Annotated in this window: 9 protein-coding genes; 7 read left to right on the forward strand and 2 right to left on the reverse strand. The window is 65.7% G+C overall.

Annotated elements, in window-relative coordinates; translation table 11 throughout:
• Nucleotides 1-155: 155 nt before the first annotated feature.
• Nucleotides 156-518 carry a hypothetical protein gene (locus tag HV675_RS16545; protein WP_175112004.1) on the forward strand — a complete coding sequence of 121 codons (363 nt, stop codon included), beginning with the start codon at nucleotides 156-158 and terminating at the stop codon, nucleotides 516-518.
• Nucleotides 519-659: 141 nt separating this feature from the next.
• On the opposite strand, the gene HV675_RS16550 is transcribed toward HV675_RS16545, so the two are convergent.
• Nucleotides 660-920: a hypothetical protein gene (locus HV675_RS16550; RefSeq protein ID WP_175112016.1), complete on the reverse strand. Its 261-nt coding sequence runs from the start codon at nucleotides 918-920 to the stop codon at nucleotides 660-662.
• Between the two features lie 373 nt (nucleotides 921-1,293).
• On the opposite strand from HV675_RS16550, the gene HV675_RS16555 reads away from it, so the two are divergent.
• The 6 genes from HV675_RS16555 to HV675_RS16580 all read left to right on the forward strand — a co-directional run bounded on the left by HV675_RS16555 (nucleotide 1,294) and on the right by HV675_RS16580 (nucleotide 9,198).
• Nucleotides 1,294-2,118, forward strand: a complete 825-nt coding sequence (locus HV675_RS16555) for an alpha/beta fold hydrolase (RefSeq protein ID WP_175112005.1) — start codon at nucleotides 1,294-1,296, stop codon at nucleotides 2,116-2,118.
• Between the two features lie 159 nt (nucleotides 2,119-2,277).
• The gene (locus HV675_RS16560) at nucleotides 2,278-3,633 is read left to right on the forward strand and encodes a TAXI family TRAP transporter solute-binding subunit (protein WP_175112006.1); all 1,356 of its coding nucleotides are present in this window, start codon (nucleotides 2,278-2,280) and stop codon (nucleotides 3,631-3,633) included.
• A 206-nt stretch (nucleotides 3,634-3,839) separates the two neighbouring features.
• On the forward strand, nucleotides 3,840-4,196 hold the full coding sequence (locus HV675_RS16565) for a superinfection immunity protein (protein WP_175112007.1): 357 nt from the start codon (nucleotides 3,840-3,842) through the stop codon (nucleotides 4,194-4,196).
• A 267-nt stretch (nucleotides 4,197-4,463) separates the two neighbouring features.
• Nucleotides 4,464-5,681 (forward strand): MFS transporter, encoded by a 1,218-nt coding sequence (locus HV675_RS16570; protein WP_175112008.1) that lies wholly within the window; start codon nucleotides 4,464-4,466, stop codon nucleotides 5,679-5,681.
• A 188-nt stretch (nucleotides 5,682-5,869) separates the two neighbouring features.
• Complete coding sequence (locus HV675_RS16575) at nucleotides 5,870-7,066, forward strand: cytochrome P450 (protein ID WP_175112009.1); 1,197 nt, start codon at nucleotides 5,870-5,872, stop codon at nucleotides 7,064-7,066.
• Between the two features lie 224 nt (nucleotides 7,067-7,290).
• Complete coding sequence (locus HV675_RS16580; protein ID WP_175112010.1) at nucleotides 7,291-9,198, forward strand: tetratricopeptide repeat protein; 1,908 nt, start codon at nucleotides 7,291-7,293, stop codon at nucleotides 9,196-9,198.
• Between the two features lie 281 nt (nucleotides 9,199-9,479).
• On the opposite strand, the gene HV675_RS16585 is transcribed toward HV675_RS16580, so the two are convergent.
• The gene (locus HV675_RS16585; RefSeq protein WP_175112011.1) at nucleotides 9,480-9,929 is read right to left on the reverse strand and encodes a YciI family protein; all 450 of its coding nucleotides are present in this window, start codon (nucleotides 9,927-9,929) and stop codon (nucleotides 9,480-9,482) included.
• Nucleotides 9,930-10,324: the final 395 nt, after the last annotated feature.

The following is a 10,324-nucleotide window of genomic DNA, read 5'->3' on the forward strand; positions in this document are numbered from 1 at the left end:
AGTGGCGCAGCAAATATCGTGCGTGTCTGGCAGAAAAATCAGATGTAAACCGCTTGACCTTCCGGCATGGGAATCATTGAAACTGATCATCGTCACACCGTCAGGCAGCGCGTGTCAGAAGCGCGAGCCGCAGCCGCTTACCTTGCCGAGGATGCATGATAAAGCTCGACCTCATCGCCCCATGCGCCGTCGTGGCCGCCATGCTGGCGCTATCGCTGGCCACGCCGGATATCGCCGCGACGTCGCCGGATCGATCCGCCGCCACCGCAACGAACGGCCCGTCCCTATCCACATTCAAGCGGAAAGCGCAAACCATGTTTCGGGCCGTCAGCAGCGCGTACACCGGCGATGCGGGCGCCGAACTCATTGTGTATGCGACTACCTCGCAGGATCGCGCGATCGATCAGACGACCGACGTAGTGCCGCGCAGCGACGACTTGCACACGCTGCAAATGCGGCAGATTGCCGAACAGATCGCAACCGGGCAAACCCGAGAGCTCGACGCGACGAAAAAGTGACCGGCCGGCGCGTTGCGCGCGCAAGCCACATTCCAATAGATGACGGTCGACCGGTAAATTATGCGCAGCGGTCGATCGTCGAGCGGCGCGGCGCAGGCAAAGCGTGCATGGCCGGCAGCCGCCGCGCGTGACACGCGCCGATCAATCCGCGTCGGGCGGGTCGATTTCCTTGCGTTCGCGCCGCTCTTCATTGCCGCGGCGCGCACGCAACCGCTGATGCGACAGCCGCGCGATGACCTCGCCGGCGCTCGCGCCAGCGGGAATTTCGTTACGAATCACCTTCGGCACCATCGGCAAACCCTGACGCTGCCTGCGTAGCGCCTTGGCGATCGCCGCGCGGCATTCCGGGCCGTGGCAATCCCATTCGTCACGAATTTTGTCGCAGTAACGGCACTTGTTCATAAGGGACAGTCTAACCTCAAATGGGGCTCGTTTCTGACACAGCAAAACGCCGAATTGTCTGTCGGCATGCGTTGCTTCGCGATGCTTTATGACGTCATGGAGCAAATGACTGTTAGCGGGTTCCCCATCAATCCATCGTCGCAGCACCGCGCGGCCTTGCCGCGGCGCGGAACGCCCGCATCCGGCGCGGCCGGCATCGAAAGTTCATTCTTGTCATTGATGTCAACAATTGACTATAGTTGGGCTGTCGCACCACATCGAACCATGGCCTCACCAGCCGTCACCAAACTGGTCGTGCGATCGGGCTCGGCGCCGGCTGCGTGAAGCGGTTCGTTCGATACACGTTGCGCCATCGCAAAGGAGGCTTGGGCACATGGAACGGAAATCTGTCGACGTGGACGGCGTTGCCGCCAGCTATCTGACCGCCGGCGCGGACACGAACAGCGCAAGGCCCGCCGTCGTGCTGTTGCACGGCACCTACTGGAGCCGCGTCTGGCAGCCGGTGCTCGAAGACCTCGCGGCGGCCGGGCTGCGGCCGATCGCCGTGGACCTGCCGGGGCTCGGGCGCTCGTCCGGCGAGCTCGACGTCGAACACGCGACGGTGCCGGCGCTTGCCGCATGGGTCGTGCGCTTTCTGCACGCGCTCGCTATCGATGGCCCGGTGTACGTCGCCGGGCATGACATCGGCGGCGGCATTGCGCAACAGTTGCTGGTCGACGGCCAGATCGATGTGAGCCGCCTTGCGCTCGTGAACGGCGTGATGTTCGATTCATGGCCGGCGCCGAGCGTCGCGCGCTATCGCGACCCCGCGGTCGCCGCCGCCACCACCGCCGGCGACATCCTCGCCGCTCGCCGCACATCGGTGATCGCGGCGCTCGCGCGCCCCGCGTCGGAGCAGGAAATCGCCGAGTACCTGGAGCCGTGGACCGACCCGCGCGTCGCCCGCTCGTGGCTCGCGCTCGCACGCGCGGCCGATGCGCGCTACACGCTCGAGCTCGTGCCGGCGCTGCGCGCATCGGCCGTGCCGAAGCTGCTGGTGTGGGGCGAGGACGACGCGTTTCAAAAGGTCGAGTACGCGGAGCGTTTCGTGCGCGAGATTCCGCACACGACGCTCGTACGAATTGCCGCCGCGGGCCATATTCCGACCGAGAACAATCCGCAAGCGGTAGCGCACGCACTGATCGGCTTCTTTACGTGACCGTGCGGGTGCGCGTGCGGGGCGTCGCAGCGACGCGCCATGCGAACCCGCGGCGCAAACGCCGCCGTGCAATCCCGGCAACGCGATACGTTATGATCTTCGCCGCAGGCACAAGAACGCGGCATCACATAGCGCATACGCCGACACCGGGAAGTCACAATGACAAAACGCGACTCCGCGTTGCACCGCATTCAATCCGCAGAAAACACGCCTGCGCGCCGCCGGTTGATGATCGTCGTCGCGCTGCTCGCACTTGGCGCGCTGGTCTGGGCCGCGTGGTCGATCGCCGAGCCCGCGTTCCATAGCCGGATCGTGATCACGACCGGTGCGGACGGCGGCATCTATCGCGGCTTTGCCGATCGTTACGCACCGCTGCTCAAACGCAAGGGCATCACACTCGATATCCGCGCGTCGTCGGGTTCGGTCGAAAACTATCAGCGGCTCACGGACCCGTCGAGCGAATACCAGGTCGGCTTTATCCAGTCAGGCACGGTCCGTCCGAAGGATACGGACGATCTGCAGACTATCGCCGCGGTGTCGTACGAACCGATCTGGGTGTTCTACCGCGGCGCCGCGACGATCGACCGGCTCTCGCAGTTGCGCGGCAAGCGCATCTCGATCGGCGTGCCGGGCAGCGGACTGCTGCATGTCGCGCAGGTGCTGCTCGGCTTCGCCGAAGTCACGGGCAGCAACTCGACGCTCGTCGAAATGGACGCGAACGAGGCATACCGCAGCCTCGAAAACGGCACGCTCGATGCGGCGTTCTTTATCGGCCGTCCCGATGCGCCGATGCAGCAAACGCTGCTGAACAGCAACCTGAAGCTGATGAACTTCGTCCAAGCCGACGCGCTGGTGCAGAAATTCCCATCGCTCGCGAAGATTGTGTATCCGCGCGGCTCGACGAGCATCGCGAACGATCTTCCGCCGGCCGACGTCACGCTGCTTGCCGCGACCGCGCAACTGGTCGCGAAAGACTCGCTGCATCCGGCGCTCGTGTCCGTGTTGCTGGAAGTAGCGAAGACCGTGCATGGCGGCGAAGACTATTTCACGCCGGTCGGCGCGTTTCCGAATCTGAACACCGCCGAATTTCCGGTCACCGACGAAAGCGCGCGCTACTTCAAGTCCGGGCCGCCGTTTCTGCAGCGCTACCTGCCGTTCTGGCTGGCGAGCTTCATCGAACGCCGCCTGCTGATCCTCGTGCCGTTTCTCGCCCTGCTGGTCGGTCTGCTGCAGGCGCTGCCGCGCATGCTCGAGTCGCGCATCAAGAAGCGCCTCGTCGTCTGGTATCGCGAGCTGAAGTCGCTCGAAGACGAAATCTGGAAAACCACTCAGCCATCCGCCGCGCAAATCGCGCAATGGCGCGACGAGATCGAAAGCATCGACGCGCATGCCGGGCAAATCCGGCTGCCGCAGCGTTACTTTCAGGATGTTTACGCATTGAAGCAGGCAATCGCCGTCGTGCGCAGCCGGATCGGGCAAATTGCCGCGCACGCCGGCCCGTCGTCCGTTCACTAGCCGTTTTCCGTTTCTTGCGCGCACCGCCCGGCCACACAACGTGCAGCCGTGCAGCCGTGCAGCCGGATTGTTCGCGAATCCGCGATTGTGATTTGCGCTCACCTCGCTATCGTTGCCGCACCGAACTGCCCTACATTGCATTGAACGCTGTTGCGTCCGCTTAAAAGCCGCGCACAGGAACATCAACCGGAAGGATGAGGTGGGCAATGGTGAAATATGTCGAAGCGATTGGACTGATCGGCGCGCTGGTCGTTTATCTGGTGCCGTCCCTCGAAGCGGATGCGCGCGAACATAGCAATGCGTTCGCCATCACGCTGATCAACGTATTTCTCGGCTGGACAGTAATCGGCTGGTTCGCGGCGCTGCGCGCGGCACGCGCGCCGGATGGCGCGAACCATCTGACGCACATCGCGCGGTCGAGCCGCGTGCTGATCGCGCGTGGCACCGTGGACAAGCTGATCGCGCACGTGCAAGGTTGCGCGCCGTTTCAGGCAGCGCTGGTCGAAGCGCGGATTGCCGAAGGGCGCCGTGTGAAGCCGCGCAGTAACTGCACGTTCAAGTAACGCGTTGGGCTGTCACGGGCGATACGCGACACGCACACCGTTGGTTGCACGCCGCGGTATCGCGCGCGGCGAAAGCCAGGTTTCACTCATACGATGCACGGCCGGGACGCCAGTCCTCCCGGCCGTTTTTGTTTTTCTCCGCTTTTCTTTTGCGCTCGCGCCACCCGCCATTCCTTAAAACTCGCAAGCTTCATGTGCGGCGCCCAGCAGGGAATCGATTCCTTGACGATAATCGAATGCCTTGTCTTTCAAACAGACTGGTATTCGATGCAAACCGCTTCCGGCACGCCGCGCACGTCCACCGCTTTCCTGCTTGTCGCGCTCGCGTTCGTCATCAACATGATGGGCACGACGCTTCCCACCGCGGTCTATCGCTACTATGTGGCCGCGTACGGTTTCACCCCCACCACCATCACCGTGATCTACGCGTCGTATGCGTTCGGCGTGCTGGCTGCGTTGCTGCTGGTCGGCAACTGGTCGGATCAGCTGGGCCGCAAACGGATGCTCACCTATGGGCTGCTCGCGTCCGCCGCGTCGGCGATTGTGTTTCTTGCGAGCAGCAGTCTGCCCGGGCTGATGGCGGGGCGCCTGCTATCCGGCGTCTCGGCCGGCATCTTCACCGGCACCGCGACCGTCGCGGTGATCGAAGCCGCACCGGCCGCGTGGCGCAATGCGGCGACGCTCGCGGCGACCGCATCCAATATGCTCGGCCTTGGCTGCGGCCCGGTGGCCGGCGGCCTGATCGTCGAGTATCTGCCCGCGCCGCTGCGCATGCCTTACGCGGTGCATCTCGTGCTCGTCGGCATCGCGCTGCTCGCGGTGCGCAGCGTGCCCGAAACCGCGCGCGTCGCGGCCCATGCAAAGTTGCGCATGCAACGTATCGGCTTGCCCAAACCGGTGCGCGGCGTGTTCGTGCCGGCCGCACTGTCGGGTTTCGCGGGCTTCGTGGTGGTCGGCTTTTTCGCCGCGGTCGCGCCGCAGCTGATGCGCAGCGCGCTCGGTTTTCACAGCAATGTCGCAATCGGCCTCGTCGTGTTTCTGCTGTTCGCTTCATCCGCGCTCGGCCAGACCGTTCAAAGCCGGTTCGCCCCGCGCTGGAGACAGCCCGCCGGTTGCATCGGTCTGATCGCGGGCCTGCTGCTCGTCGCGCTCAGCGCCGCCGCCAGCGCCAGCAGCGCATTGCTCGCGGGCACCGTGCTCGCCGGTCTGGGCCAGGGCGCGAGCTTTCGCGCCGGGCTCGGCGAACTCACCGCGCGCAGCCCGGCGGATGCACGGGCGGCCGTCACGTCGGCATACTTCGTCGTGCTCTATGTCGCGATTTCGCTGCCGATCATCGGTCTCGGCATTGCGACGCAGCGCACCGATATCCGGCACGCAACGCTGCTGTTCGCGGCGGCGACCATCGCGCTCGTCATCGTCGCGCTCGGTATTCTGTTGCGCGGCAAGCATCTCGCGCGCTTCGACGGCAATGCGCTGCGCGAATGACATTCATGAGCGCCGTGCCGCTGCCGCTCGTGCGCGGCCGGGCCGGGCTCGATGGATCTTCCGTGCGAAACAGAGGAAACAGGAGAAGCAGACGAAACGGGGAAAACAGGGAATAGGCCGCGCGATCGAACGTTCTCGTCTGTATCGGTGGTGCTCCACCTGTTCTGCGACCGTCATCGCCCGCGCTCATGAAACTTGCCGACCTCGCCACGCCATCGTTCGTTGCCGACCCCTACCCCGTCTTTGAAGCGCTGCGCGCGGAAGGGCCGCTCGTGCCGATCGGGACGGATTCGATGATTTCCGGCCATTACGATATTGTCGACAAGGTGCTGCACGACCGGCGCATGGTCCACAATTTCGAAAATTCCGTGCGCGTGCGCTACGGCGAAGAGGGGGCGCGCCAGCCGGTGCTGCGGGGCTTCAGCCGCATGTTCCTGCTGATGAACCCGCCCGTGCATACCCGCCTGCGCGGGCTGATGATGAAAGCATTCAACGCAAGGCAAATCGAAACGCTGCGCGACATCGCACAGGCGAGCGCGCAGCGCCTCATCGACCGGTTCGAAAGCGGCGGCACGGCGGACATCATGTCCGTCTACGCGAAGCAGTTTCCGATTGAAATCATCTGCCGGATGCTGAATGTGCCGGTCGAGCACGCTGAAAAACTCGGCCGTGCGATTGCGCATGTGGCGAAGATGCTCGACACCGCGCCGGTCGATGCGGCGCAGCTCGCCACCTCCAACGACGCATACCTGACACTCGAGCGTTACTTCTCCGAGGTGGTCGAAGCGCGCCGCGAGCAGACCGGCACCGATCTGATCTCGATGCTGCTCACCGTCGAGGAAAACGGCGATACGCTCACGCACGATGAAATTGTCGCGAATGTCATCCTGCTCTACCTCGGCGGTCACGAAACCACATCGAACATGATCGGCAACGCGCTGATCGCGCTGCAGCGGCATCCGCAGCAGTTCGATGCGCTCAAGCAGGACATGACGAAGCTGCCCAATGCGATCCTCGAATGCCTGCGCTATGACGGCTCCGCGCAGGCGTCGGGCCGCACCGCGAGCGAAGACATGGAAATCGCCGGCATTGCGGTGCCGAAGAACACCATCGTCTACCTGTCGCTCGGCGCGGCGAACCGCGACCCGGCGAAGTTCGATCGTCCCGATCAGCTCGATATCGATCGCGAGCTCACGCGCGTGATCACGTTCGGCGGCGGCGTGCACCACTGTCTCGGTTATCGCCTCGCCATGCTGGAACTGGAGACCGCGCTTGGCGTACTGCTGACGCGGCTGCCGCGCCTGACGCTCAGCGGGCTCGACAATCTGCAATGGAATGGCCGCAGCAGCCTGCGCGGCGTGGAATCGTTGACCGCGCACTGGTAATGGCGGCGCGCGTGATACGCGCGCATAGCAGGTGTGAACGCGGGTGGCGCGCGGCGCGCCGTCCATCGGCGGCAAGGGCGACCGGTGTTGGCGTTGGCGTTGGCATCGAAACAGCACCGGCACCGACAAAAACCGCTAGCGGAAGGCACCAGAAAGGCACACAGGCGATAATCCGTCCTCACGCCCTTTCAAGGGCCTTTCCTTCGCGCCACGCCCGCTCGCTTATGACGCCGTCTTCCGATTCGCCGCGCACCGACGCGCAATACCTGCAGGCTGCCGCCCTGCTGTTCTCGAACCAGCGTTTCGCCGACGCACTCTCGGCGCTGCAACCGATCCTCCAGCACGCCGCAGCGAGCCCGACGCGCGCGGCGGCGTTCAATCTGGCGGGCGTATGCGCGCAAAATCTCGAGCAACTGGAAGACGCCGAACGCTTCTGGCGGCGTGCGCTCGAAGACAATCCCGATTTCGCGGAAGCGCACTGCAATCTCGGCAGCCTCGAGCGGCGTGCCGGACGCGTCGCCGAAGCGGAAGCGAGCTTTCGCGCGGCCATCGCGTGCCGCGCGGACTACGTCGAGGCGCACTACAACCTCGGGCTGCTGCTGCATCGCGCCGGCCGTCTGCCGGAAGCGGAGGCGGCCTATCGCAGGACCATCGAGCTGCGCCCGAATCTCGCGACCGCGCACAACAACCTCGGCGCGCTGCTGCACGAAGCGCGCCGCCTCGATGAAGCACAGGCCGCGTATGTGCAGGCGCTAGCCGGCAATCCCGAGTACGGCGAAGCGTATTTCAATCTCGGCAAACTGCTGATCGACCGCGAACGGCTGCAGGAAGCCGAAGTCATGTATCGGGCCGCGCTCGTCGCGCAGCCTGACCTCGTGCAGGCGCATCACCATCTCGGCTCGCTGCTGAATCTGCTCAGACGCTTCGATGAAGCGGAGGCATCGCTGCGGCAGGCGCTGCGGCTCGCGCCGCATCTGCCCGAGCTGCATACGAGCCTCGCGGGCACGCTGATCGAATCCGATCGCAACGTCGATGCCGAGGCAGCCTGCCGCACCGCGCTCGCGTTTCGCGACGACGATCCCCACGCGCTGCACACGCTCGGCATCGCGCTGTACCGGCAGGGCCGCATCGACGAAGCCGAGGCCGCGTATCGCCGCGCGCTCGGCAGCGCGCCTGAACTCGCGTCCGCGAAATTCGGCCTCGCCACGCTGCTGCTGCAGGAACAACGCTACGAAGAAGGCTGGCCACTTTATGAAGCGCGTCACGCGCGCAGCGATACGCAAAAGCGCGCGCGAACGCCGGATGTCGCCTGCCCGCGCTGGCAAGGCGAGCCGCTCAACGGCAAGTCCTTGCTGATCTGGCGCGAACAGGGCTTCGGCGACGCGCTGCAGTTCGGCCGCTATATCCGGTTGTTGAAAGATCAAGGCGTCGCGCACCTCGCCTTCGCGTGTCCGCCGGCGTTGAGCCGGCTGTTCGCGAGCGTCGACGGCATCGATGCGGTGCTCGATACGCACACCGCGGTCGCGCAAGGTTCGTACGACTACTGGACCTTCCTGCTGAGCGTGCCGGGCCTGCTGCACAACAGAACACCACCGCCCGCGCAGTTCATCACCGCCGACGCCGCCCTCGTCGACGCCTGGCGCGGCCGGCTCGCGGGCCTTGCCGGCCGCAAGATCGGTCTAGTCTGGAAAGGCAACCCGAAGCACGTCAACGACCACAAGCGCTCGCTGCCGTCGCTCGACACGCTCGCGCCGCTGTGGACGCTTGCCGATACCCACTTCGTCAGCCTGCAAAAAGGCGCGGGCGAGGACGAAGCGCGCTTCGCGCCGGCCGACCGGCCGATCCTGCCGCTCGCCGCGGACCTGACGGACTTCGCGGACACGGCGGCGGTCGTCGCGCAACTCGATCTGCTGATCTGCGTCGATACGGCGCTCGCGCATCTGGCCGGCGCGCTCGGCAAGCCGTGCTGGGTGATGCTGCCGGCCACCGACAACGAATGGCGCTGGACGCGCGAGCGCAGCGGTCGCGCGTCGTCGTGGTATCCGGAAAACGTGCGCGCGTTCCGGCAGACAGAACCGGGCAACTGGGCGCAGGTGGTCGAGGCGATGCGGGCGGCCCTCGAACAGCGCTGATTGCCGGGCGCGGCGCCGCGGGTTGTGCATGCACGCAGCGCATTGCATGTCGCCCGGCGCATCGACCGCAAGTCGACGCTGCATGTCGCTCCTGCACGTCGCCCCTGCATGTCGCCCCTGCATGTCGCCCCTGCATGTCGCCCCTGCATGTCGCCCCTGCATGTCGCCCCTGCATGTCGCCCCTGCACGTCGCCCTGCATGTCGCTCCTGCACGTCGCCCCTGCACGTCGCCCTCGCGCGTCACCCGGGGCGTCGCCCGCGGCGCACCACATGCCGCTCGCCTATCGACCGCCGGAGCGCTCGCCGTGCGCGTTGCGCTCCGCCGCGTCGCGCAGCCGCGCTTCCTGCTCGCGCAGCTCGGGCGTCATCGCATCGCCGAAATCCGCGGCTTCGAAAAGCGGCCGGATCTCGATCTCCGATTCGCTCTCCATCGGGTTCGGGCAGCGCTTGACCCATTCGACTGCTTCGTCCATCGACGCGACCTGCCAGAGCCAGAACCCCGCGACGAGCTCGCCGACCTGCGCGAACGGTCCGTCGCTGACGCTGCGCGCGCTGCCCGCAAAGCGCACGCGCCTGCCGCGCGCGCTCGGCTGCAAGCCCTCGCCCGCCACCATCACGCCGGCCTTCACCAGTTCCTCGTTGAAGCGGCCCATCGCCGCCAGCAACGCGGTGCTGGGGAGCTTGCCCGCCTCTGATTCCTGCGTTGCTTTCACCATCACCATGACGCGCATGTTCGTCCTCCTTGACGAGTGGGTTGCGGTGGCGCGGCATCGGCGCGATGCCGGAGCCGGGTCGGGGCCTCCAACCGGGTCGCGCACCGCGCCGCATGCTTTCATTACTGCGACGAACGAGCTTCGCCGAAATCGACATGTCGCGCGACAACGCGCGACAATCCGGCGGGTAGCGTGGGCCGCGCGCCAATCAGCGACGGATTTCGCCGGCCCGCACGTTCAAGGACAGACGCGGCGCACGAGGTTGATGCGCTCGAACCGACAGGGAGCCACACAAATGGGTATCGACTCCGCGCGGGCCGCCTGGCCGCGCCCGATGCGCGTGCGAGCGCCGCAAACGCCGCAAGCGCCACGCTCCGCGCAGCCGTGCACGCGAGCCGCGTGCCGGCACAGCG

Source organism: Paraburkholderia solisilvae, from assembly GCF_902859875.1.
In the GTDB taxonomy this organism is placed as follows: Bacteria; Pseudomonadota; Gammaproteobacteria; order Burkholderiales; family Burkholderiaceae; genus Paraburkholderia; species Paraburkholderia solisilvae.

Coding starts and splice junctions, on each gene's coding strand:
- HV675_RS16545 (WP_175112004.1), top strand. CDS start 156: ATGATAAAGCTCGACCTCATCGCCCCATGCGCCGTCGTGGCCGCCATG.
- HV675_RS16550 (WP_175112016.1), bottom strand. CDS start 920: ATGAACAAGTGCCGTTACTGCGACAAAATTCGTGACGAATGGGATTGC.
- HV675_RS16555 (WP_175112005.1), top strand. CDS start 1,294: ATGGAACGGAAATCTGTCGACGTGGACGGCGTTGCCGCCAGCTATCTG.
- HV675_RS16560 (WP_175112006.1), top strand. CDS start 2,278: ATGACAAAACGCGACTCCGCGTTGCACCGCATTCAATCCGCAGAAAAC.
- HV675_RS16565 (WP_175112007.1), top strand. CDS start 3,840: ATGGTGAAATATGTCGAAGCGATTGGACTGATCGGCGCGCTGGTCGTT.
- HV675_RS16570 (WP_175112008.1), top strand. CDS start 4,464: ATGCAAACCGCTTCCGGCACGCCGCGCACGTCCACCGCTTTCCTGCTT.
- HV675_RS16575 (WP_175112009.1), top strand. CDS start 5,870: ATGAAACTTGCCGACCTCGCCACGCCATCGTTCGTTGCCGACCCCTAC.
- HV675_RS16580 (WP_175112010.1), top strand. CDS start 7,291: ATGACGCCGTCTTCCGATTCGCCGCGCACCGACGCGCAATACCTGCAG.
- HV675_RS16585 (WP_175112011.1), bottom strand. CDS start 9,929: ATGCGCGTCATGGTGATGGTGAAAGCAACGCAGGAATCAGAGGCGGGC.